Origin of the sequence: Lacrimispora sp., from assembly GCF_032078915.1 — a bacterium.
In the GTDB taxonomy this organism is placed as follows: Bacteria; Bacillota; Clostridia; order Lachnospirales; family Lachnospiraceae; genus Lacrimispora.
In genome coordinates this window covers 1-25,001 of the sequence record NZ_DAMAUN010000046.1, presented here as the reverse complement: position 1 = coordinate 25,001, position 25,001 = coordinate 1, and the positions used below count along the sequence as shown (strand labels likewise).

Annotated in this window: 23 protein-coding genes; 21 read left to right on the top strand and 2 right to left on the bottom strand. The window is 44.1% G+C overall.

Annotated features, from left to right (window positions below; translation table 11 throughout):
- Positions 1-151: 151 nt before the first annotated feature.
- The 6 genes from RT269_RS17460 (at position 152) to RT269_RS17435 (ending at position 5,164) form a co-directional block, all read left to right on the top strand.
- Positions 152-1,675: a Y-family DNA polymerase gene (locus RT269_RS17460; protein ID WP_313184475.1), complete on the top strand. Its 1,524-nt coding sequence runs from the start codon at positions 152-154 to the stop codon at positions 1,673-1,675.
- Entirely contained in the window at positions 1,672-2,112 is a 441-nt protein-coding gene (locus RT269_RS17455) for a hypothetical protein (protein ID WP_313184473.1), read from the top strand. The genes RT269_RS17460 and RT269_RS17455 overlap by 4 nt, the downstream gene beginning before the upstream one ends.
- A gap of 156 nt (positions 2,113-2,268) precedes the next feature.
- The gene (locus RT269_RS17450; RefSeq protein WP_313184471.1) at positions 2,269-2,721 is read left to right on the top strand and encodes a metallophosphoesterase family protein; all 453 of its coding nucleotides are present in this window, start codon (positions 2,269-2,271) and stop codon (positions 2,719-2,721) included.
- 193 nt (positions 2,722-2,914) lie between these two features.
- Entirely contained in the window at positions 2,915-3,769 is an 855-nt protein-coding gene (locus tag RT269_RS17445) for an ABC transporter permease subunit (RefSeq protein ID WP_313184470.1), read from the top strand.
- Positions 3,770-3,789: 20 nt separating this feature from the next.
- Positions 3,790-4,893, top strand: coding sequence for a GntR family transcriptional regulator (locus RT269_RS17440; protein ID WP_313184469.1), 1,104 nt, complete (start codon positions 3,790-3,792; stop codon positions 4,891-4,893).
- Positions 4,886-5,164, top strand: coding sequence for a hypothetical protein (locus tag RT269_RS17435; RefSeq protein ID WP_313184467.1), 279 nt, complete (start codon positions 4,886-4,888; stop codon positions 5,162-5,164). The genes RT269_RS17440 and RT269_RS17435 overlap by 8 nt, the downstream gene beginning before the upstream one ends.
- Positions 5,165-5,236: 72 nt before the next feature.
- Here the strand turns inward: RT269_RS17435 and RT269_RS17430 are convergent, their stop codons facing one another.
- The gene (locus RT269_RS17430) at positions 5,237-5,788 is read right to left on the bottom strand and encodes a TetR/AcrR family transcriptional regulator (protein ID WP_313184465.1); all 552 of its coding nucleotides are present in this window, start codon (positions 5,786-5,788) and stop codon (positions 5,237-5,239) included.
- Positions 5,789-5,934: 146 nt separating this feature from the next.
- On the opposite strand from RT269_RS17430, the gene RT269_RS17425 reads away from it, so the two are divergent.
- Together RT269_RS17425 and RT269_RS17420 are read left to right on the top strand one after the other, a co-directional pair.
- Positions 5,935-6,945: a zinc-dependent alcohol dehydrogenase gene (locus RT269_RS17425; RefSeq protein ID WP_313184464.1), complete on the top strand. Its 1,011-nt coding sequence runs from the start codon at positions 5,935-5,937 to the stop codon at positions 6,943-6,945.
- Between the two features lie 231 nt (positions 6,946-7,176).
- Positions 7,177-8,334, top strand: a complete 1,158-nt coding sequence (locus tag RT269_RS17420; RefSeq protein ID WP_313184463.1) for a glycoside hydrolase family 88 protein — start codon at positions 7,177-7,179, stop codon at positions 8,332-8,334.
- Here RT269_RS17420 and RT269_RS17415 read toward each other — a convergent pair.
- The gene (locus tag RT269_RS17415; RefSeq protein ID WP_313184462.1) at positions 8,326-9,123 is read right to left on the bottom strand and encodes a helix-turn-helix transcriptional regulator; all 798 of its coding nucleotides are present in this window, start codon (positions 9,121-9,123) and stop codon (positions 8,326-8,328) included. The two genes, RT269_RS17420 and RT269_RS17415, sit on opposite strands and share 9 nt — an antisense overlap.
- A 200-nt stretch (positions 9,124-9,323) precedes the next feature.
- Between RT269_RS17415 and RT269_RS17410 the strand changes: the two genes are divergently transcribed.
- The 13 genes from RT269_RS17410 to RT269_RS17350 all read left to right on the top strand — a co-directional run.
- The gene (locus RT269_RS17410; RefSeq protein WP_313184461.1) at positions 9,324-10,145 is read left to right on the top strand and encodes a MurR/RpiR family transcriptional regulator; all 822 of its coding nucleotides are present in this window, start codon (positions 9,324-9,326) and stop codon (positions 10,143-10,145) included.
- Between the two features lie 202 nt (positions 10,146-10,347).
- Positions 10,348-11,136, top strand: a complete 789-nt coding sequence (locus RT269_RS17405) for a hypothetical protein (protein WP_313184459.1) — start codon at positions 10,348-10,350, stop codon at positions 11,134-11,136.
- Positions 11,130-12,992 (top strand): FAD-dependent oxidoreductase, encoded by a 1,863-nt coding sequence (locus RT269_RS17400; protein ID WP_313184457.1) that lies wholly within the window; start codon positions 11,130-11,132, stop codon positions 12,990-12,992. Before RT269_RS17405 ends, RT269_RS17400 begins: the two co-directional genes overlap by 7 nt.
- Positions 12,989-14,410, top strand: coding sequence for a PTS transporter subunit EIIC (locus RT269_RS17395; RefSeq protein ID WP_313184456.1), 1,422 nt, complete (start codon positions 12,989-12,991; stop codon positions 14,408-14,410). Before RT269_RS17400 ends, RT269_RS17395 begins: the two co-directional genes overlap by 4 nt.
- A complete protein-coding gene (locus tag RT269_RS17390; RefSeq protein WP_442913829.1) occupies positions 14,397-15,827 on the top strand; it encodes a 6-phospho-beta-glucosidase in 1,431 nt (476 codons plus the stop codon). Before RT269_RS17395 ends, RT269_RS17390 begins: the two co-directional genes overlap by 14 nt.
- Positions 15,828-16,259: 432 nt before the next feature.
- The gene (locus tag RT269_RS17385; RefSeq protein WP_313184452.1) at positions 16,260-19,172 is read left to right on the top strand and encodes a sigma 54-interacting transcriptional regulator; all 2,913 of its coding nucleotides are present in this window, start codon (positions 16,260-16,262) and stop codon (positions 19,170-19,172) included.
- Between the two features lie 55 nt (positions 19,173-19,227).
- Complete coding sequence (locus RT269_RS17380; protein WP_313184451.1) at positions 19,228-19,845, top strand: bifunctional 4-hydroxy-2-oxoglutarate aldolase/2-dehydro-3-deoxy-phosphogluconate aldolase; 618 nt, start codon at positions 19,228-19,230, stop codon at positions 19,843-19,845.
- A 12-nt stretch (positions 19,846-19,857) separates the two neighbouring features.
- Positions 19,858-20,325: a PTS sugar transporter subunit IIA gene (locus tag RT269_RS17375; protein WP_313184449.1), complete on the top strand. Its 468-nt coding sequence runs from the start codon at positions 19,858-19,860 to the stop codon at positions 20,323-20,325.
- Positions 20,326-20,383: 58 nt separating this feature from the next.
- Complete coding sequence (locus RT269_RS17370; protein WP_313184447.1) at positions 20,384-20,662, top strand: PTS sugar transporter subunit IIB; 279 nt, start codon at positions 20,384-20,386, stop codon at positions 20,660-20,662.
- Positions 20,663-20,686: 24 nt separating this feature from the next.
- Positions 20,687-22,081: a PTS galactitol transporter subunit IIC gene (locus tag RT269_RS17365; protein ID WP_313184446.1), complete on the top strand. Its 1,395-nt coding sequence runs from the start codon at positions 20,687-20,689 to the stop codon at positions 22,079-22,081.
- Positions 22,078-23,223 (top strand): galactonate dehydratase, encoded by a 1,146-nt coding sequence (gene dgoD, locus RT269_RS17360; protein ID WP_313184444.1) that lies wholly within the window; start codon positions 22,078-22,080, stop codon positions 23,221-23,223. Before RT269_RS17365 ends, dgoD begins: the two co-directional genes overlap by 4 nt.
- Positions 23,224-23,528: 305 nt before the next feature.
- Positions 23,529-24,527 (top strand): ROK family protein, encoded by a 999-nt coding sequence (locus RT269_RS17355; protein ID WP_313184443.1) that lies wholly within the window; start codon positions 23,529-23,531, stop codon positions 24,525-24,527.
- A gap of 26 nt (positions 24,528-24,553) precedes the next feature.
- The coding region (locus tag RT269_RS17350) for a PHP domain-containing protein (protein WP_313184441.1) at positions 24,554-25,001 on the top strand (448 nt) is incomplete at its 3' end.

The window sequence follows — 25,001 nt, the reverse complement described above, 5'->3', positions numbered from 1 at the left end:
CGAAAAATGAAAGGTGTTATGTTATAATCAATACAGATTTATTTAAAAAGAGTATACTGATATGGAGCTATTAAAGCTGCGGTTGTACATACTATGATAAAGACATAATCTTAAATCGATAAATTATTAAGGAGGCGGCCGGAGAATAAACATGAAGAACAGAACCTATTTTGCAATTGATTTAAAATCCTTCTACGCTTCGGTCGAGTGTATGGAACGAGGGCTTGATCCGCTGACCACGAACCTTGTTGTCGCTGATGCAAGCCGTACCGAAAAAACCATTTGTCTTGCCGTCTCTCCCTCCCTCAAAGCGTATGGGATTCCCGGTAGGGCGAGGCTGTTTGAGGTCGTGCAGAAGGTCAGGGAAGTAAATGCGGTACGGCTGCGCGAAGCACCGGAACGAGCCTTTTCCGGTGCTTCTTCCAGCCAGACGGAATTGAAAGCCTCACCGGGTATCTCACTTGACTATATTATTGCTCCACCGAGAATGGCGCATTATATTGAGTACAGCACGCGGATTTACAATATCTATTTAAAGTACATCGCGCCCGAAGATATTCATGTCTACTCCATTGACGAGGTATTCATCGATGCCACCGATTATCTGAACACCTACAATCTTTCCGCCCGTGAGCTTGTCACAAAAATGATTCTGGATGTTCTTAAAACGACAGGTATTACAGCGTCAGCAGGAATAGGCACAAACCTGTATCTTTGCAAGATCGCTATGGATATACAGGCAAAGCGTATTCCGGTGGATCAAAACGGCGTGCAGATAGCAGAATTGGACGAAATAAGCTACCGGCGCTTGCTATGGTCACATCGGCCTTTAACCGACTTTTGGCGTGTTGGCAGAGGATATGCTAAGAAGCTGGAGGAACATGGACTCTTTACCATGGGAGATATTGCAAGATGCTCGATAGGTAAGTCTGACGAATATTATAAAGAAGATTTATTGTACAAATTGTTCGGAATCAATGCGGAGCTGTTGATAGACCATGCATGGGGGTGGGAGCCATGCACGATTGCCCATATTAAAGCCTATAAACCAAGCACAAACAGTATTGGATCGGGGCAGGTATTGCAAAGCGCCTATACCTTTGATAAAGCAAAGCTGATTGTGTGGGAAATGACCGATCTGCTGGTGCTTGATTTGGTAGATAAAAAGCTTGTGACCGACCAGCTTGTTCTGACGGTCGGATATGATATTGAAAATCTGACAAACCCGAAGACCAAGAACTCATACCACGGGGCGGTCACCACCGACCACTACGGACGTGCCGTTCCGAAATCTGCACACGGTACGGCAAACCTTGGCAGACAGACCTCCTCTACAAAATTGATCGTGGATGCTGTCACGGACTTGTTTGAGCGCATTGTCGACAAAAATCTCCTCGTCAGGAGAGTCAACATCACAGCAAATCATGTTGTGGATGAGGAAACCGTTCAAAAGTCAGATCGCTTTGAACAGCTTGATCTCTTTACGGATTACGGTGCTGTCCAGGCGAAAAAAGAAGAGGAAGAAGCCGAGCTGGTACGTGAGAAAAGCATGCAGAAAGCTATGCTGGAGATAAAAAAGAAATATGGAAAAAACGCCATCTTAAAGGGCATGAATCTGGAGGAAGGCGCTACCACATTAGACCGGAATAAACAGATTGGAGGGCACAAGGCGTGACGAAAGCATATGACGATATCATCGATCTACCACACCATGTTTCTACGACCCACCCCCATATGGCAGCCATTGACCGGGCAGCTCAGTTTTCCCCTTTCGCTGCACTGACCGGCTATGATGCCGCCATTAAAGAAACTGCAAGGCTGACTGATGAGAGAGTAGAACTGGACGAATCCATGAAGGACGCTTTGAGCAATAAGCTGCAAATCATAGCAGACCGGCTTAAAGAGCATCCTGAAATTGCAATCACTTACTTTCAGCCGGATGGGAAGAAGAATGGCGGCACCTATGTTACTGCTGTCAATGCGGCTGAAAAGATAGATAAATATGAACGGGTTGTCGTTATGGCCAATGACATCGTGATCTCCGTTGATGATATCATTAGCATAGATGGGCAGATATTCGAAACGATGGCGTTCCCTCCGTCTGATGAATGAATAAAGGAAAAATAGGACTTTATTGAGCTGTTTTGAACTATGGGCTGATTATAAAGTCCTGACTGACAGTATCATTTCTGACAGTATCATTTCTGACAGTATCATTTTTTAAGCACTAAGATTATTAATAAACTTATAATTAAGAAAGAGAATTTCATGAAACAGATTGCAATCTTATCCGATACTCATGGTCTGTTGCGAGAGCCTGTTATAGCTGAACTTGCCAAAGCTGATTGCTCCATTCATGCCGGTGATATCAACACACCATACATTGCCGAGTCCATACGACGGCTCGGAGAGACCTATATGGTGCGTGGCAACAACGATAAAGAATGGGCAGAAGCCCTGCCTGAAAGCATTACCGTTACAATTGAAGGTGTGAAATTCTTCATCGTTCATAACAAGAAGGATGTCCCAAAATACTTAACAAATATTGACGTGGTGATATACGGTCACTCCCACAAATATTCTGCAGAAATTATTGGGGGAGTATTGTTTCTCAATCCCGGAAGCTGCGGCAAACGGCGTTTTGATTTGGAAATCACAATGTGCCGTATGGTTGTGGATGCAGGGCACTACCAGTACGAAAAAGTGATGATTCCCTTATAATGGCAATATTGTTGTCTGTGATGTGGTTTTCGTTGTTCTCTTGCTTGTAGTTATGTGTGGTATCAGTTTTTCATGGGCTTTTCGCAGGTTGAAAAAGGAAACAGCTATATAAAAATACATGTCTAAATATGGGTGACTTCTGCGCCCATTATCCATATGACACCGTTCGGATTTTTCTCGAACCGGTGTCTTTTTGTTTGTCTTTCAGACAAGCCTTTGTGCGGCGTCGGGTCCTGTTAGCCTTGTCTTTATTGTGACGCTGGCAACCATGTTAATGGGCCGGGGACTTACCTATACTCTTTTAAAGGCCCAGACAAAGGGGCCGCTTCCCACAAACTATACATACATTGGTGCAGGCTTTCTGCCTACCGTTAAAATTTCATTTGGCACAGGAACTTTGGATGTGGTATCCATTGGAGTTGCCTTTGCCGCCTTTGCACTCATTATTTTCTCCGAAATAAAGAGCATACGGACAAAGAAGAAATATGGTTTTCCGGACAATCCCCTGTGGCAGTCCGTATTAAAGGTGGGCGTGATTCTGGTGATTGTCTGGTTTTTCTTTTACAAGCTGTCCCGATATAACGGCATTCCGTTCGTTCTGGTTATCATGGGCGCGTTGGTTGCCCTCTATCATTTCATTACAAGCAGAACTGTGGCAGGGCGGCAGATTTATGCCTTGGGCGGCAATGCGAAAGCGGCGAAGCTTTCCGGCATCAATACGGGAAAGGTCTTTTTCTGGGTATATACCAATATGGGCATTCTGTGCGCCATTGCCGGAATCGTTCTCTCCGCCAGAAATGCTTCTGCAACTCCCAAGGCGGGAGATCAGTTTGAGATGGATGCCATCGCCTCCTGCTATATCGGAGGAGCTGCTACTACCGGAGGGGTGGGAACGATTATCGGAGCCGTTGTCGGCGCATTTATCATGGGTATTTTGAACAATGGTATGTCCCTTTACGGCTGGTCCACCGATATCCAGAAAATCGTAAAAGGTGCTGTACTTTTGGGGGCAGTTACGATAGACTTATTATCAAAGAGAAAAAAATAGCTGAAAGATAGGGATGGAATATGCAGGCACGGGAAGCAAAATATATGATGGTTGTCCAATGGGTACAGGAACAGATTGAAAACGGCAGCATCGGGCTGGGCGATAAGCTTCCCTCTGAAAACGAGATGAGCCTTCAGTTTCATTTAAGCAGGCAGACGATACGCCATGCGATCGACGTGCTGGAGCAGCGGAAGCTGGTGACGCGGATACAGGGAAGCGGAACTTATGCAGGCGCCTGTGCCCGGGGAGGAAGTCAGGAAAAATATTTTAATATAGCTGTCATCAGCACCTATGTGGACAGCTATATATTTCCGGCTGTGCTTAAGGGGATTGAACGGGTGCTTTCCAAGTCTGGTTATACCATGCAGGTAGCATTTACCGGGAACCGGACTGATCGGGAACGAGAGGCGCTGGATAAGATTCTGGATAAGGGACTGATTGATGGTTTGATTGTGGAACCTGCAAAGAGCGCCCTGCCCAACCCGAATCTACATTATTATAGGAAGCTGATGGGGCAGCAGGTACCGGTTTTATTTTTTAACAGCAGTTATCCGGGGCTAAATCTTCCCTGCGTATCACTTAATGACGCGCTGGTAGGAGAGAAGGCGGCAGAGTATCTGATTCAGGCGGGGCACAAAGAGATTGGGGGAATTTTTAAATCGGATGACGGCCAGGGCCATTTAAGATATTCCGGTTTTGCAAAGAGCATGGAGAAGGCAGGCTTAAAGCTGGACGGAAAGAGGATTCTGTGGATCGATTCCGAGAGCCTGAAAGATATGGAGTTATGGGCGGATTATCTGTTCCAGCGGCTGGAGGGCTGCACAGGGGTTGTCTGCTATAACGATGAGGTTGCAAACCTGTTGTCTGGGATCTGCTTAAAAAGAGGAATCTGCATACCGGAGGACTTATCCCTTGTCAGCATTGATAATTCTGATCTGGCGACATTGGGAGAGGTTCCCATCACCTCCTTTCCCCATCCCATGGAGGCCCTGGGAAGAAAGGCGGCGGAACATATGATACAGCTCATAGAGAATCCATGTTTTGATGGGAATTACCTCTTTGATTCGGAGGCTGTTGAAAGGGAATCTGTGAAATTTATAACAAAGGAGAATAATAATGAGTGAGAAAAAAGGTTCCTCCAATCCGCCTCAGAGCACCCTGGTCCTGCGGCTTGTGGGCGGAGGCTATCTGGTTTACCTTGGGTTCCAGATGATACCGGAGCTTTCCATGTCTTTCGGGATCCGAAACCTGGTTCAAATGACAGCGCTGGTTATATTCCTTGTGGTAGGGATATTGCTTGTGGGCTGGTCTGTGAAAAAGCTGCTGCGGAGAGAATTTGAGCGCCCAGGGGAGGAAGAAGCGGACGGGATAAAAGAAGACAATAAGGAAAATTGATTTATTTTTATGAGAGAAGGAGTTGCCATATGGACAGCTCCTTCTTTTACGATTACAAATTCCATAGTGTTATTATTTTGGGAAACAGTTCAAAATATAATTGCAGAGTTTATCTGGCGGTTCCTGACAGCCATGATCGACCCAACGCTTTAGGCACATGGTGATGCCAGCCTGATAAAATACGAAATAGTACATCATTTCATCTTCCGAGGTAATTCCCTTTTGCAGCGCATTAGGCTTAACGGCTCTATTCCATAGTTGTTCAAAGCCTGCCTCAATAGGGAAATTTTTTCGTTTGTTTAAGCAAGCGCGGTAAAAGTTCTGGTGGTCACGTATAAAAGTTAAAAATGGTAGTATATATTCTGCTGTCATGAAAAATGTTCCGTTCAGTTTGTTCATATCATATTGTTCCATTATTCGGGCATTCATCTTTGCCTCTAATTTAGCTAACAGATCATAAACATCCTGAAAGTGGGTATAAAAAGTCGTCCGATTGATATTTGCTGCCTGACAGATGGAGCGTACCGTAATCTGATTGATTTCCTGCACGGCTAACATATCAATAAAGCATTCTTCAATTTTCTGTTCGTTATCCCGGTATCGCTGATTGTTTTTTGTGTTCATAAGTTCCTTTCTAGGCATTATCCCAACACTGGAAGCTGAATTGATGATAGTATAATTATAATACAAATATTATACTTATTATATATTAACAATACAAGTGTTGAGATAAAGTATCAAATCTAAAAACCAGATGGAGGTATTTTCTTATGAAAGCTGCAATTTATAACGGTAAAGAAGACATTTCGGTCGTAGATCTTGAAACACCGGTTTGTGGTGACAACGATATCGTCATTAAAAATATCTATTCGAGTATCTGTGGTACGGATGTTGCTGTTTTTAGGCATGGCCCAGCCACTGGCCATAAAGTTACAGTCGGAGGAGAGTTCGGCCATGAAACAATATCTGAAGTAGTGGCTGTTGGTAAACGTGTTCAAGGTATAGAAGCAGGTCAGCGTGTTTATCCATATCCGTCTCTTGCAAAAGGTGATAGAAATCGTGCGGGTACACTTGGCGGTTTCTCCGAATACATTTTAGTTCCCAACGCAGAACTAAATAAGCAGGCTTATGCGGTCAGTGATAAAATCTCATCTAAAGTCGGCTGTTTAATCGAACCATTTACAATAGGAAACCGTGCGGCCAGGCGTGCAATGCCCCAAAAAGGAGAAAATGCCATTGTATTTGGTGCGGGTACCATTGGAATTGCTGTATCCATTGCACTGAAGCAATTTGGCTGTAATAAAGTCATGGTGACTGATGTTTCTGATTTTCGTTTGGAAAAAATAAAAGAATTGGGCTTTGAAACCTGCAACTCTTCTAAAGAAGATTTGAAAGAAAAGGCCATGGGGGTATTTGGAACTGCTCCTGGTCTGCAGGGACAGACAGCAAATGCTGATATTTATGTCGATGCTGCAGGTGTTCCTTCCGTACTTGAAATCTATCAGGATATGGGCAAGATCTTTAGCAGAATTGTGGTTGTAGCGGTGCTGGCGGGCAAGCGCCCGGTTGATATACTGTCCATGACCTACGCACAGCAGGCTCTTATCGGCAGCGGCGGATATATGCCCGAAGATGTCCGGGATGTCATGGTAATGATGGAGAGCGGCAAATATGATTTGGAGTCAATCATCACACATGAGTTTGCGCTTAAGGACATTTCAGAAGCTATTCGGACAGCAGGTAAAGTTCATGAAGCATTAAATGTAGTGATTAAGTTTTGATTGGAAAATGTGAGAAAAAGATATTTCAAAAGGCTCCTGCTTTTTTATTATGGATTTAATGGGCCATCCTGATTAAATTTGTATCAGAGATGTATAAGAAAGCAGAATAAGTCAGTATTAAACTGAAACGTACATTGTAAAGCTGCCTTCCTTTAGGGTATAAAGATAACAGATTATACTATATAGACACGAATAATATCATATTCTAAAATGGAAAGGAAAGAAAAGCTCATGTGTAAAGAACAGGAAAGTTCATGGATCGACCAGGCTGTTTTAAAGGTCATGGAAAAGATGGAGTGGGTCAGTGAAAAGTCAAAAAATAAAATTCCCTATACCACGGTAAATGGCGTTCATGACGATCGGAGCAAAGGCAGTGAATTCGCAGGAGACAATGGGATCAACTGGTGGTGTAACGGCTTTTGGGGAGGCATGATGTGGCAGATGTATCATAAGACCGGTAAGGAACGGTATATGGAGATCGCCCGGATTTCTGAGGAAAAGCTGGATCAGTGTTTTGAGGATTATTACGGTCTTCATCACGATGTTGGTTTTATGTACCTTCCTACGGCTGTGGCAGATTATCGTCTCACCGGGAATCCGGAATCCAGAAAAAGAGGGCTTCACGCCGCTAGTCTTTTAGCAGGGCGGTTTAATCCCATCGGCCGTTTTATACGGGCCTGGAATGATAAACCGGGAAGCAGTGATGATACAAGAGGCTGGGCGATCATTGACTGTCTCTTTAATATCCCTCTGCTTTACTGGGCTAGTGAGGAAACAAAAGATCCCAGGTTCAAACAGATTGCCGTGCTCCATGCGGATACGGTGATGGAGCATTTTGTAAGAGGGGATGGCTCGGTATGCCATATTGTGGAGTTTGATCCTTTGACTGGAGCACGGATAAGGGATTACGGGGGGCAGGGCTATGAGACAGGCTCTTCCTGGACAAGAGGCCAGGCATGGGGACTTTATGGATTTCTTATGAGCTTTTGTCATACCGGGAAACAGGAATACCTTGATACTGCAAAAAAGATCGCCCATTATTTTATGGCAGCCATACCGGAAGACGGCATCATACCGGTGGACTTTCGTCAGCCAAAGGAGCCAGCTTGGTGTGATGATACGGCGGCGGCCATTGCAGCCTGCGGGTTGATCGAAATAGGCAGACGGGCTGGGGAACTGGAGCAGGATATGTATTGCAAGGCAGCGGAAAAGCTGTTAAGGGCTTTGTATGAGCATCACTGTGATTTCACAGAAGAAAATGATTCCATTCTCCAAAAGGGAACCGGTTCCTATCATAGCCAGGAACATGAATTTCCTATTATTTACGGGGACTATTTCTTTATGGAGGCTTTGTTTAAGTTGAAAGGCCAGGATTTTTTCCTATGGTGATACATTCCTGTAATTGGAGCGGTACTGGCTGGGAGTCATGTTTTTATATTTCTTAAACTGCCGCATAAAGTGAAATTCACTTTCATATCCGCAAAAGCCTGACAGGGACTGGATAGACATTTCCGTGGTCCGCAGATAGAAACAGGCGTTTTTCAGACGGGCGGATATCACATCCTGCATGCAGGAGGTTCCGAAAAGCTCCTTATAAAGATGCTGAAAGTAAGAGGGGCTCATGTGGACCGACTGGGACATGGTATCTATGGTCCATTTCCTGTGAGGGGCATTTAAAATGGATACCCGAAGGCCGTACATGATTCCATAGTATTTATGAGAAGACGCTTTATCCGGTTTTTCATGGATCTGGGAAGCGAGGGTGTAAAGGAGAGTCCTCATGAGGGAATCCAGAATCTGCACCCGGTAAGGGTGGGAGGAGTGTTTTTCCATTACGATCAGCCTGCTGTATTCGGAAAGCTGCCCTGCATCAGATAAGGGTACCGGCGTCTGGAAGGGGATTTCTAAATCCATAAGAAAGGGTAGATCTTTTTCATCCAGATCAAAGTGGATCCAGTCATCGTTATAATCCGGTGTGCGACAGCCGTAATGGACATAAGCATATTTGTCATAAAGAATCACCGTATTGGCAGGGAGATTCCTGTAAGTATGGCCGCATTCAAAAAAGGCTTCGGATTTGACCACAAGAAGGGTATAGTCGGAAGAACCTTCCGGGCGAAACATGTGAAATGGTTTTTGATGTCTGGATTCATAACCGCAATTAAGAATAGAAATCATCTGCTGGCTCCTTTTTATGAGATAGCCTTATTATATCGCTTTTTTACATTGGTGGGAAGCCGGAACTAACCGGATCAAGTAATGGAATAGAGAAACCAGAAGTTTTCTCAGCTTACAGTTCGTATATTATTGTTGTAATACCTCTGATGCATAGTATAATAGTATTCATGGCCCATCTGATCCTAAGGAGGAATGCAACTATGGTTATCGAAATTGAAGAGCTTGTCAATAAGTATTATCATAAACTGAAAGAAACTGACCTTATCATCTGGAAATACATTTCAACTCACCGGAAAGCCTGCTGTGATTACACCATCTATGAATTGGCTGATGTCTGTAACGTGTCACGCACAACGGTGCTGCGTTTTGCGCAGAAGCTCTCATTAAGCGGCTATGCAGAACTGAAGACCTTATTGAAGCTGGATTATAAGCAGAAGTCTACGATTTACATCAACGATCCTAAAGATCTTATTTCACTCTATCACCAGATCGTTGCTGAGATGCAAAACAAAGACTTTACCAGGATCAACCAGATGATTTATGGTGCTAAGCACATTTTTGCCTATGGTACGGGCAATATGCAAAACAACGTTCTTGGAGAAATGCGGCGGTTGTTTCAGTGCAGCGGTGATTATATCATCAGCATACAGGGCGGGAGCGAATTATCGTACCTGCTGAAGAATGTTACCCCCCAGGACCTGGTTTTTATCATTTCTTTCAGCGGCGAAACACCGGTCGCATTAGAGTTCGCACGGAACCTCTGTGCAAGAAACGTTCCTGTAATTTCGATCACCCGGCTAAAAGACAATTTACTGTCCTCGATTTGTGATGAAAACATTTATGTACACACGATGGACTTTCAATTTTATTCAGAGTATCACGGCTATCGGACCGAGTCTGCTGTTGGATACTTTATTGCCATTGAAACATTGTTTTTACAGTATCAGCAGTATAAAGCCAATATGAGAACAGAAGAAGAAAAAGCCCTGCCGGAATCTACCAGCGATGCCAAACCGGATTAGTGATTTCCGCTCATAAAGATATCAATACATAAAGCAGATCCTTCGGGGTATGCTTTTTTTGTGTGATAAATCACGGATAAAGGTATAAGGTCCAACTTTTGAGATAAGGAACAAGCTGGTCCCAAAGCGTTGCAGTGCACTGGTGAAAATTATATAATATTGTTAACAGAAAAACAAAAATATAGAGAGGAGATCCTAAATTTTGAAACAATATAAGACCATTGTCAATGGTGCGACCATGGCAGGGATGGCAATTGCTTCGTGTGATCCGGAAGGAACACTGATTGTGGATCGGGGAAACCAGCTGGCAAGTGATTTTTATGCCAGTATGCGGACTGACCCCATGCCGGAAAGAGCGATACAGGGAGAGGCCGCCCGCAAATTTAGGGCTGACATGAAACAGTATCCATCGATTGTTCAGGAGGGGCAACTGGCTGTTACCGAAGGGATGCCCGCCCTGGGCAGATACGCGGAAAGCCAGAAATTACAGATCCTGTTCGATTTTTTGATCATATCCCGTCAGCAAGATATGAATCATTTCACACTTACAGCCATCTGCCGGGATGAAATCTATCACATACAGGCAGAAAATTATGTAGACACTACCGAATCATTTGCTAAGCATGCCGCTAATGGAATGGTAGCCGAAAGTTTGAACCTTCTGATCCGGAAAGCAGGCCAGGATCCGGTGATCTGCCCCAATGCCACGATTCATGATTTTCCAACCGGCGGATATTACATACTTGAAATGCCGGTAGACGCCAAACTGTCATATCCGCAGCTGCGCAAACAAGCCCTCGGGCTTTTTCCTTGCACGCGAACGGACAGCAGCGATCTTTTGCTGAAGGCAGCGGATCGGATATGCGTCAGAGGGAAGCAGCCTTCTGTTCTTTCTGATTCCAATGGTTTCATTTTGTGTTCCTGCTTATCGGAAGATCTGCTTCATGCGATGGAACGTGGGGAACAATTCTGGAGGGATTGCTTATGCTGATGTTTCAACAGATTCTCGAACATGGAGAAATAACTAAGGAACAAAGAGGTGATGTCTCTTTTTCTAACCATTATGACGCAGTCATTCTCGGGGGCGGTACCGCCGGAAGCATTGCGGCAATCTGCCTTGCTAAAAAAGGACGCCACGTCCTGATCGTAGAAAAGCAGAATTTCCTGGGCGGTGTACACAGCGGAGCTATGTTCCATTACTATCAGGGGTCTCCCGGCGGGATCTATGAAGCGTACGACGCACAAATCGAGCAACAAAAAAAGCAGTATCGTCTTCCGGAGGTGTTTGGGTCTCACCCGCTGATGCGTATGTACGTGTACGAACAGGAATTGGAGGATACAAACTGCCGAATCAGCTTTGATTCCGCATTGACCGGCGTATATACGGCTGGAAGAACAATCGAAGGCATTCAGTATCTTTCCCCTCTCGGGCTGAAAGAAGTTTCCGCCGACTACTTTATTGATGCCTCAGCCGAAGCGGCTCTGTGCCGGATGGCCGGATCCGCCAAAAAGAGCGGTAGAGAATTCGATGGCCTGTCACAGCCATTTTCCAATGTACGGCAGTTTTTCGAAAAAGATACTTGCCGCATAAATTTTGATAACATAGATGGGGGTTATGTCCGCCAGGAGCTGGCAGAGGAATATGCCAGCCACATCATCGCATCACTGAACAATCCCGTTTACAGCACCTGGCAGAAAGATCAGATCACCATGGGGATGTCCCCTCTGCTGGGGGTTCGTGAAGGATTTGCCATAGATGGGATCCGGCAGCTTCGAATGGAGCAGGTGATACAAAACCAGGAAGCTGCAGAGCCATTATTTTATTCCAGTGCAAACATTGATAACCATGTGAAGGATATGGCTTTTGAAAGCCAGACTTTGTGCGATTGGGTCGTTGGGCTGAGTATGTGGTCCACCCTGGTTTCAGTACCAATCAATAAGGAAGTGATGATTCCAAAAGCACTGGACAATGTGATTGCAGCCGGGCGAATCTTATCGCTGGATCACGACATGGCTTCCCATACGCGAATGATGCGCGACTGCCAAAAGTCAGGCGAAGCGGCAGCCGCAGTTGTGGAAGAGGCCCTTTGTCTGGGACTTCCGCTGCAGGATGTGCCGTACCAGGCATTAAAGGAGAGGCTTACTCAAACAGGCTGCCTTTCTTTGGGAAATCATTATGTATTAAAGGACAATCCTCCGCCTGAACGCGAACGGATCCTCCGTTTTGCTTCAACAACGGAACAGATCCGCAAGGGCCTGTTATCCGATAGTCCAGGTTTTGCGATGCTGGCTGCATGGAAGCGGCGGTTCACAGACGCATTAAAAGGCTGGCTGACCGAAGACAATATCAATTTACAGGTGAACAGCGCATTGGTATTGGCTTTGTGTGAGGATGATTCTGGCTTTTCGATTTTAACCGAAACGGCACAGCGAAGAGACAGCTATCTGCCGCAAACCAGTAAATCATATAATTCCTTAAGAGGAATCAGTGCCGTTTACGCATTGGGGAGACTTCATATTGCAAAGGCAAGTGAACCACTGCTGCATATGCTGCAGCAAAACGAAACCTTTATAAACGACCGGGTATCTTTTGATAAATTTATCAGCCATATGCAGGATTACCGATTCCAATACGTGAGTCATCTGATTCGTGCCCTGCTTACAATTGCCGATTACCACCCGGACTTGCACCGGAGCATTTATCAAGGGATAGACGAAATCGTTTTGGCTCCCCAATTTACTGTGTCTTGTACACTGAAAAGTAATCCTGACTGCTTACATGATATGACAGGAAGCTTACGCAACTACATTCAGTGGAGAAAAAATAAAGGAGAGAAAAAATTATGAGCAGTACGATTAACATTACGGCAATTATCGAAGGACTGGGCGGCATTGATAATATTGCGAAAGCAGGGAACTGTATGACTCGTCTGCGGCTGGCCGTTCGCGATGCGGCACTGGTAGACAGGAAGAAGCTGCAGGCGATCCCGGGTGTTATGGGACTGGCCGGAGATGACAGCAATCCCCAGGTGATCCTGGGACCTGGTAAGGCGGATGCGGCCTGCCAGGAAATCCGTAAAATACAGGGGTGCGTGTCACAAGCGTCCATAGATCATGCAGAGGAATTTAATCAAAAGAAAAAGGGTAGAAACGAGATCTTTACGATCATCTCTCAGATCTTTACACCGCTGATTCCTGCCTTTGCCGGTACGGGCCTTTTATACGGCATTATGAAGCTACTGCAGTATATTTACATTTATTTTGGTGTCCAGCTGTTTAATCCTGCCGGAATTGCAGATGGAGGTTCTGTTTTTATGGCAGCGCTTAGTGTGATCGCCGGCTCTTTCTTCTCCATCATGAACGTCGCGGTTGCAGGACAGGCCGCCAAGGTTCGCGGCGGCAACTTATTTGTAGGCCTTGCAGTCGGCGCAATCGTTACGAATGTCGGTGCCTTAAACGGGATTGCCATGGGCATCATGAATCTGCAATTCAAAAGCGGCCTGGGCGGGACATTTGCCGCACTCATTGGTGGTATGCTGGCTGCTAAAATTGAAAAAAGTGCAAGAAAGAAGCTTCCGAATTCGCTTCAGATCCATTTCCCCGCTTTATTTTCTGTTGTGATCACCGGCCTGGCATTACTGTTTATCATCCAGCCTATTTGCGGTATTGTAAGTGACGCCCTCAGCACTGCTATCCTGTGGCTGGTCTACAATGCCGGTGCGCTTGGCGGCGCTATTATATCCGGTACCTTCCTTTTCCTGGTCGCCATGGGGATACACCACATTGTTACGCCAATCAATACGCTGCTGCTTCAAGAAGTTGGCTATACGTGCCTTCAGGGCTTTACCTCTTTGGCAGGTGCAGGTCTGGCAGGTGTTGCGGTTGGCCTTCTGATCCGTTACCGCGACAAGAAAAAGTATGGCAAGCTGCGCTCTGCCGTTTTCGGTAACATTCTGACCCAGCTGCTCGGTATCTCGGAACCTATGATTTATGGTATTTCCCTGCCTCTGTGGAAACCGTTCCTGGCCGCTAACTTAGGCGGTGCCTGCGGCGGCTTTGTATTAGGACTGTTTAAGACTCAAGGTGCAGAAACAATGATGGTGTCCGGACTTTTGGGTGCACTGGTCAACACCAAGCCTCTGGCCTATTTGCTTGGATATGCTGCTGCGGTTATCGGCGCTGCATTCTTTACCTGCATGCTTGGCGTAAAGAATGAAAACATGGCCGTGTTCTTAGATGATGAAACGGAGAATAGCAATGCTTAAAAAGGATTTTTTATGGGGTGGTGCAATTGCAGCCAACCAGTGTGAAGGCGCTTATGAAGCAGATGGAAGAGGCCTGGCCAATGTAGATGTACTTCCTTATGGCGAAGACCGGTACGCGGTTGCTTCCGGTAAGCTGAAAATGCTTTGCCCTGATTCGCAGCATTTTTATCCAACGCATCAGGCAATCGACTTCTATAACAGCTATCCTGAGGATATAAAGCTTTTATCCGAAATGGGCTTAAAATGCCTCCGCATCAGCATTGCCTGGAGCCGTATTTTTCCCACCGGTGAAGAGGAAGCGCCAAATGAAGCAGGGCTTCGTTACTACGAAAACGTATTTCTTGAATGCAAAAAGTATGGTATGGAGCCGGTGGTCACCATTAACCATTTCGATTGCCCGATCTATCTCATCCGTAAATATGGCGGCTGGCGCAGCCGTCAAATGATTCCCCTGTTTGCCAAATATGCCATGTGCCTGTTCCAGCGGTTTCATGGAATGGTCAAGTACTGGCTCACCTTCAATGAGATCAACATGATCCTTCACCTTCCGTTTTTAGGTGCCGGTCTGGTTTTCCGGGAAGGCGATCAGGAAACACAGGTAAAGTATCAGGCCGCACACCACGAATTGGTGGCAAGCGCACTGGTCACCAAAATCGCACATGAAATAGACCCTGATATGAAAATCGGCTGTATGCTGGCATCCGGCAGCGTATATCCTTACAGCTGCCGCCCTGAAGATGTACTTTGTGCCCAGCAGAGGTCGCAGGAGGCTTACTTCTTTACGGACGTACAGGCCAGAGGTTATTATCCGGAATATTCCATAAAACGACTGGAGCGCGAAGATGTAAAGTTACAAATAGCTCCTGAGGATGTGGTGATCCTGCTTGAAAACCCTGTGGATTTTGTCTCCTTCTCCTATTATCAGAGCCATTGCGCCAAAGCGGATATGCCAGATATGAAAACCTTAAGCAATGTGGACGGTGATGTCAAAAATCCTTATCTGGAATGCAGTCAGTGGGGGTGGGGCATTGATCCCACCGGTTTAAGAATTACACTAAATGAACTGTATGACCGATACCAAAAGCCGCTGCTGATTGTTGAGAACGGCTTTGGCGCTAAAGATGAGATTTCGCCGGATGGGAAGATCCATGACCAGTACCGCATCGATTATCTGAAAGCGCATATCAAAGCGGCAATGGACGCAGTTGATTTAGATGGGGTAGATCTATTTGGCTATATTACCTGGGGCCCCATTGACCTGGTCAGCGCAACTACCGGAGAAATGAGCAAGCGCTATGGTTACATATACGTGGACCGGAATGATTTTGGAGGTGGTACACTGAGGCGAATGAAAAAGGACAGCTTTTATTGGTACAAAGAAGTAATTGCATCCAATGGTCTAAGCGTGCAGCAGTAAACGCGGAAGATGCAATGTATCCTGCCCTTGAACCCACCTGTGAAGCGCATTTGGTCGAATAACTGACTTCTGAATTCTAGTTTGATAAATACATAATAAAATTTGATATCTGAAATACAAATTCCAATGGGCGGCCTGCAGCCGCTCATTTTTTTAATCAAATCCTGAGAATATTTTTATGATATACTAAAAATAAATACCAGAATACGGTTGAATATCCCCCTGGGGCTGGCTTAAGAATATTTTGAGAACAACTTCAATTCTCCGTTTTTTGCTTTACAGACAGGAGAAAATTATTTAATATGTCACCCGCCAGTCCATGGATTCATCTGCCGCAGACTTTCTCTGTGCGCAGAGTTGCGGATATGATAACATGGTGATAGAATCTTTTTTAGAACATAAATATTATCTGCCAGTGAGGAAGGGAGAGTTATGAGGGACAAAATAAAGTTAATAATCGGGCAGGAGGATAAGCGGAATCCTCTTACGGATGAAGCCATAGCCAATGAATTGGGAACACTGCGTGAAAATATAACGAAAGTCCGGATAGAAACTGGAATCCCTGCTTCATCAGAACGGAGAAAAGAACGATTACTTCAGGAGATTCAGAGTTTATTTTATGAAATGGGATTGGTATCAGATCGTAAATTGGCAGAATTACTAAAGCAGCGAGGATTTAAGATCGGAAAGTTTACAGTCGGACAGCTTCACAAATCTTACCCTGAATTATGGGAGCCGGTGATCAAATCTTTTCAGGATGAAACACCGGTTAATGATAATAAGCAGGAGTTTCAAGATGACATTTTCCATAAGATTATCGGATCGGACGGTAGTCTGAAAAATCAAATCAGTAAGGCCAAGGCGGCAGTCATGTATCCGCCAAAAGGGCTGCATACGCTGTTATATGGTCCTTCCGGTGTTGGCAAGAGTTTCTTAGCAGAGCTGATGCATGATTTTGCAGTCAGAACGGATAACTTTCAAAAAGAAGCTCCTTATTTTGAGTTTAACTGTGCTGATTATGCCGATAATCCTCAGCTGCTTTTGGCTCAGTTATTCGGATATACGAAGGGAGCATTTACCGGAGCTACAGAACATAAAAAGGGAATTGTAGAGTTATGTGATGGAGGTATTTTGTTTCTGGATGAAGTACACAGACTCCCGGCAGAAGGGCAGGAGATCTTGTTTTACTTAATGGATAAAGGAAGGTTCCGCCGTTTGGGAGAAGCAGAAACCAGCCGTGAAAGCCATCCCTTGATTATTGCGGCAACGACGGAGGATCCGGAAAGCTCGCTGCTTTTAACTTTTCGCCGGCGTATTCCAATGAGCATTGAAATTCCGGCATTAACGGAACGGCCGATGGAGGAAAAATGGCAGTTTATCGAGTTTTATCTTTCGATGGAACGGGAACGGCTTGGGCGTGATATCCATGTAAACCAGTCGGTATTAAACTGTCTGCTTTTGGCTGAATTTCCCGGTAATATCGGTCAGTTGAAATCAGATATCCAGGTTTGCTGTGCGAAGGCATTCTTAGAGGCAAAGCTTCATAATAAAACAGCGATTGAGGTAGTTACGGATAACCTTCCGGAGCATTTAAAGAGCTGTATCAATCAATCGGTTCCTAATGACATACGCCATTTAATCAGCGGGGATGTCCTTTTTTCAGAGGCTGGATACCAGCAGTTTTCAGGACGTTTACACAAGATGAACGGTACTGGTATTTACGAGCAGCTGGAAGAAAGATATACGAAGCTTTTGAAAAATGGGATAGCAGCAGAAGAGATCAGCCGGATATTACAAGATGAGGTTGAAACAACGCTGGTTCAACAGATCCGCAAAATGGAAGAGTCCAAATTCAGCCTGCATGAGCTGTCCGCGATTGTAGGAGAAGATGTGCTGGAAATAACGGAATATATATATCAGGAAGCGCAGAAAGAATTACCAGGACTTAAGGATACGATTATTTTTCCCATGGCCATTCATATTCGTGCGTCACTGGATATAACCAAAGAGCGAAAAGTGGCGCTAGGAAGCAGCTTTGAAGAAATTAAAAAGCGGCATGCAAAAGAATATCAGGTTGCAGCTCATATTGTTGATAAGGTCAATTATAAATTCTATGTGATGCTTCCAACCGACGAGGCAGTCTTTTTGGCAATGTATCTTAAGAAGTTTCAGGGCGGACATGTTGATACGGAGGGAAAAACGGCAGTGATCGTGCTGTCTCATGGCAGAGTCGCGGGGGGGATGGCAGAGGTCGCCAATAAAATTCTGGGGGTAAACCACGCCGCAGCATTGGAGATGGCGCTTAGTGAGGATCCTGCGGCGGCCTATGAGAAAACAAAACAACTGGTAATCGAAAGAAACCAGGGACGGGGCTGCATCCTGCTTGCAGATATGGGATCCCTCCTGACATTCGCAGAGAAAATCAGGCAGGAAACAAAAATCCCGGTTGCCGTCTGTGGGAGGGTGGATACCTTAATGGTGATCGAGTGCCTTCATAAAGTACTTTGGACAGAAGAGCCAATCGAAACAATTGTAGATGAACTTGGCAGTAAAAAAACGCTGCAGCCTAAAACAGCCAAATATAATAAGATTCAGCATAAAAGAGCGGTTCTTTGTCTGTGTATCACCGGGCAGGGAGCAGCAAAAATGCTTCGGGATTTTATCTCAGAGCGGTTAAAATCAGTATTGGACAATATTGTCATCATAAACAGAGGCTATATAGAAAATGAAGATGTGGAACAAATTATCTTACAGGAAGCGGCTCAATATGAAATCCTCGCAATCGTTGGGACAATTGATCCGGAAGTAAAAGATATTCCATTTCTTTCCCTGGACGATATCTATCAGTCTTCCGGTATCTCAAAGCTTCGGAAAATCATTAAAAACAGTTTATTGTTGGATCATGTTATTCTTGGTGAGGTCATTACACCGGAATTAATCTTTGTGAATCCGCCATACCGGTTAAAGGAACAGCTTTTAGATCAGGCGATCGAGACGATGACAAGCGAGGGGTATGTGGACGAGCGGTTTTTACTAAGTGTTTATAAACGGGAAGGAATGATGACCACTTATTTAAAAGGTGGTATAGCAATTCCCCACGGTGATCCGGCGAGTGTTACAAAGCCGGTCATATCGATCACAAAACTGGACAAACCAGTGATGTGGGATGGTACAAATACGGTCGATCTGATCTTTGTACTGGCATTGGATGAAAATTCGAAAAAATATTTTGAACAGCTTTATCAAGTGTTAAGCAGCGAAAACCTGGTAAGTTTAATAAGAAACAGCAATTCTATCAATGAAATCAGGGAAAATCTTCGTCTGGACACAAAACCGGTCAATTAAGTTGGCACGGTTCTTGCTCTATATAATAGCGTAGAGGCAAGAAAGGAGTGGAAAGATGAAAAAGGAAGATTTTCCAAAGATTACAGTCATTTTGAGAGGGTATACCCATTCTCAAATCAGAACCGTGGTGAAAAGTCTTCTCGGCACCGCAATAAAATCAGTTGAAATTACGATGAATACGCCTGATGCGATAGAGATTATCAAAAGCATCAGTAAAGAATTCGGTAATGATATACTGGTCGGTGCCGGGACGGTAACCACCTATGAGGAGGCAGGTGCAGCAATTGTAGCAGGTGCCAGATTCTTATTATCTCCCATTACATTCAGTAAGGAAATTATTGAGTTATGCAAAGAGCAGGGGGTTATTTCTGTCCCTGCGGCTCTGACTCCGTCAGAAATTATGCAGGGCATAAGGGACGGAGCTGATATTATCAAACTGTTTCCGGCAGGAATCATGGGAGCAGCTTATTTAAAGGATATTCAGGCACCTCTTGGCAGGCTTCCTCTGATGGTAGTAGGCGGTGTAAACGGCAGTAATGTCAAGGAGTTTTTTAATGCCGGAGCTGCTTATGCGGGAATAGGTTCCGGATTGTTTGAAAAAGAGGATATAATCAGTGAAAATCTGTCCGGGCTAAAAGCATCTGTACAGAAGCTGACAGAACAGCTGATATAGAGGAGAATATGAATGAGCGAAATAGTTTTTGATGAATCATTGATACTGGAACTGGAAGGAATAGAGGAAAATACCGAAGCACTGACACAGCTGACGGATTACTTGCTGGATAAAGGCTATGTGAAAAAGGGGTATAAAGAGGCTATTCTGGAGCGTGAGGCTATGTTCCCGACAGGTCTGTCAACAGGTGAAATCAATATTGCAATTCCCCATGCGGATACAAGTTATGTCAATCAGGCAGCAATCTGTGTGGGAATACTAAAAAAACCGGTAAAATTCAGTGCGATGGATGAACCGGACCATCAAATTGATGTGAATATCATCATCGTCCTGGCATTAAAAGAGGCACATGGTCATTTGGAGATGCTTCAAAAGGTTGTGGAGTTAATTAAAGATCAGGACAATTTAAAAAATATTGTAACAGCCATCGACACAAAACCTGTTTACGATATTATATCCAGCCATTTATTACAGCAGTAAATATGAAATCTAATATTAACCAGGATTTAAAAATTACGGAATCAGATCGGAGAAGAAAATGAAAAGAATATTAGTAGCTTGTGGAAATGGAATTGCAACATCAACAGTGGTAGGTACAAAAATAAAAGAGAAATGTGAAGACAGCGGTATTGACGTTGCGGTTACACAGTGCAAGCTTCTGGAGGTGGAATCCAAAGCGGAAAACTTCGACTTACTGGTTACGACAGGAAAGTTCACCGGTGGGGATGTGGGAATCCCGGTGATTGGAGCAATCTCTCTTTTGACAGGAATCGGAGAAGAAGCGACGTTGGATGAAATTATTGCAATGTTAAAGTAAATATAAAACTAAGGAGAAGTGATCATGCAGATTATATATTCTATATTTAATACGATTTTGGCTGCCGGAGCGGTTGTGATGCTTCCGATTATTATTACGATCATCGGTTTGATTTTTCGCGTGAAATTAGCAAAAGCTTTTCGTTCAGGACTGACAATTGGAATCGGTTTTGCAGGTATTAATCTGGTTATCAATATGATGAAATCAAACCTGGGACCAGCGGCCCAGGCAATGGTAGAAAACTTTGGGATTAAACTTGATATTCTGGATGTGGGTTGGGGAGCGATCGCCGCGGTGACCTGGTCGTCACCAATTATAGCTATTTTGATTTTCTGTATACTGGCAACGAATATTATTATGCTTGTACTTAAGGCTACGGATACCCTTGATGTTGACATCTGGAACTATCATCACATGGCAATTGTCGGTATTATGGTTTATTATGTCACGAAAAGTATCCCGTTGGGAATCGCGGCAACCGTGGTAATGGCGGTTATTACCTTTAAACTCTCAGACTGGACGGCGCCGTTAGTGGAAGATTATTTTGGGATTCCCGGTGTTTCCCTGCCGACAATGTCCGCATTGTCTTCTGTGATCATTGCGGCGCCTCTTAACTGGCTGCTTGACCGAATTCCAGGAATTAACAAACTAAACTTTGATGTGAAAAACGCTAAGAAATATTTAGGCTTTTTCGGTGAACCAACCATGATGGGATTGATATTAGGCTGTATCATTGGTGCCCTGGCTAAATACCCGGTATCAGGAATCCTGGCATTGGGTGTGAATATGGCTGCAGTTATGGTCTTGATTCCTAAGATGACTTCTTTGTTTATGGAAGGCTTAATGCCAATTTCCGAGGCGGCAAAAAAATTCACTCAAAGTAAATTCAAAGGCAGGAAATTTCTTATTGGACTTGATGCTGCAGTGGTAGTTGGTAATCCGGATGTTATTACAACATCACTGATTGTTATACCATTAACGATTTTAATGGCGGCTGTTCTGCCTGGAAACCGTGTTCTTCCGTTTGCTGATCTGGCAGTAGTAACCTTCCGTGTTGCTTTGGTCGTGGCTATTACAAGGGGCAATTTATTTAAGAATATTATCATGGGACTTGTTTGTACTGGTGTGATTTTGCTTGCCGGTACTGCTACCGCGCCGGTTCTTACCGCGTTAGCAACCAGTGTTGGCTTAAATCTGGCAGCAGATGGAAGTTACATAACCTCGTTTGCGGCAACCAGCCTGACTGTCAGCTTTTTAGTTTACAAAGCATTTATCGGTAATCTGGTTATCAGCATTCCGCTGTTGATTGCCGCTATCGCCGGTACCTGGGTATTTATGAGTAATTTGAACAAGAAGAGAGCCAGAATATTAGAAGAGAAAAAGCAGAAGGAAGCTGTAAGTTTAGGAGCAGAAGTATGAAAATAACAGACGTAATCGTATATACAGTAAAACCCCGTTGGATTTTTGTGAAAATAGTCACTGACGAGGGCATCGAGGGCTGGGGGGAGATGGTTTCCGGGACGAAGACCGAGACAGTAGCAGCCGGTACAAAAGAAATGGCAAAACGATTGATTGGCAGAAATCCGTTGGAGATTGAAACTCTCTGGCAGGAATTGTACCGTGTATTTTTCCGCGGCGGTCCGATTAATATGACGATCATATCCGGGCTTGAGATTGCGCTTTGGGATATTAAGGGGAAATACTATCAGGCGCCAATCTACGATTTGATGGGAGGGGCCGCCAGAGAACGGATTAAAGTCTATTCCTGGATTGGGGGCGACCGTCCCAGCGATGTGGTAAAGGATGCAAAAGACCGGGTGGACAGAGGCTTTGATTCGGTAAAAATGAATGCGACAGAGGAACTTCATTATATTGATAATTTTAAGAAAATTGATGAAGTGGTGGCACGGGTTGCCGCTCTGCGAGAAGCTTTTGGTAACGATTTGAATGTTGGCGTGGATTTTCACGGACGTGTACATAAGCCGATGGCAAAAGTTTTGGCAAAAGAGCTGGAGCCATACCGGCCAATGTTTTTAGAAGAGGTTGTGCTTTGTGAAAATCAGGAGGCGTTTAAGGAAGTGGCAGAGCATGTGGTGACGCCGCTGGCAACTGGTGAACGGCTTTATACACGCTGGGGATTTAAAGATATTTTGAAAAGCGGATATATCGATATCATTCAGCCGGATGTAGCTTTAGCCGGCGGGATTATGGAAACCAGGAAGATTATCGCCATGGCAGAAGCCTATGATATCGCAGCTGCTCCCCATGCCCCTTATGGTCCTATTGCACTGGCGGCTACCTTACAAATTGATTCCTGCAGCCCCAATGTCTTTATCCAGGAGCAGTCACTGGGAATTCATTATAACAAAGGTTTTGATCTCCTGGATTTTGTGGAAAATAAAGAAATATTCCAATATCAGGACGGTTTTATCGGCTTACCGGATAAACCGGGATTGGGTCTTATCATCGACGAAGAAAAGGTGAAAGAAGTATCGATGGAAGGACTCAACTGGTCGAATCCGAACTGGAAGCATTATGATGGAACAAAAGCTGAGTGGTAGGATTTTTGCTAGTTGACATACGGGGAGTTTTAAATCATATAAAAGAAAAGGGATCGCACATTCAGGCGCCTGATTGAACGTATCAGGGAACATTTAGATTGAGCAGTTGCAAACGATATGTGGCAGCAAAAGACAGACTATTGGCATAAAGCTGATAGTTTGTCTTTTGCATTTTGAGGACAGGCCCTTTCTAAGGCAAAGGCAGCCTTAGCGGGAATAGAATGTATATAATCAACTTGACTATCAGCTGCATATCTGATAAAGTAAAGATACTTTATAAAGCATCTTTAATAAAGGAGAGTCGTATGGCTGTAGGAAATGTAAATTTAATGAAACAAATCAATTTAGATACGGTTAGACGGGTGATAAAAGAAAATAAAAAAGCAACAAAGCCTCAATTGGCAAATTTGACAGGATTAAGCGTGGTAACAATTAATTCACTTGTTGAAGTGCTTTTGAGAGATGGAGAGATACTGCTTGATAAGCTGGAAGTGTCCAGTGGCGGCAGACCAGCGGTAGTCTATTCCTTTAATGAGGAATACAGTATGGCATTAGTTATTTATACAAATGAGTATGAAATGAAGGATTTAACCCATGTTGCCGTTGTCAATCTATATGGGGAAGTGATTGAAGGCAACGAGATTATCTTAGATGAAATATCTGAACGTAGTTTTGATTTGATAATCGAGAAAATGCTGAAAAAGTATCCTAACATTAAAGTGATCGGCATTGGTATGCCAGGACAGGAAATCAGAGGGAAGATGGAGAACAGTGATTATATATCTCTTGAAGGGAGATCCCTTGTGGAACATTTGAGAAACCAATTTCAAATACCTGTAGTCTTTGAAAATGATGTTAATGCAGCTGTACTAGGATATTGTACTTCTAATCAATGTTACGATAAAAACGTGGTTGGCATTTATATTCCGGAGAAATATCCTTTAGGTGCAGGTGTTTTTATCAACGGTGATATGTATAAAGGAAAAGATGGCTTTGCTGGTGAAGCTAAATTTCTTCCGGATGGGTTTGATTGGAAGAATCCAGCATATGTTTCAGAAAATATTTCAGTGGCACTTAAGAAATTAATCATTACGTTCACCTGCCTTTTAAATCCGGATATCCTTGTCGTTTACAGAGAAAATCTCGTTGAAGCAGCGATTGATCTCATTATAAAGGACTGTAAAAAAACAATTAAGTCAGAAGTAATGCCTGACATTATTGTATCAAGTGACTTTGGCAAAGATTTTGCAGAAGGTATAAAACAAATTTCATTAAAACCATTGGAACCAAAATTAGAAAATTAATAAAATCGTAGCAAGGAGGGCTTGAAATGGTTAATCAGTTAGATTTACATATGCATTCCAATATTAGTAACGATGGTGAATATACGCCATCACAACTCATGGAGCTGTGTAAACAACATGGTTTAAAGACGGTTGCATTAGCTGACCATAATTCCGTACGAGGGATAGGAGATGCTCAGAAATCAGCAAATGAATTGGGTATCGAATTTATTCGTGCTATTGAGCTTGATTGTCAATTTGAAGGAGTCAATCTCCATCTTTTAGGATATGGGATTGATCCGACAGTATCTGAATTTGAAAAAAATGAAATGGATATCTTAAAGAAAGAACAAGATGCTTCTTCAAAACTAATACATCTGGTGCAGGATTTAGGTATTCATCTTGAAATAGAAGAAGTTTTGGATCTCGCCATAGAAGGTGTAGTGACAGGTGAAATGATTGCTGAAGTTGCTCTGGAGGATAAAAGAAATCAGA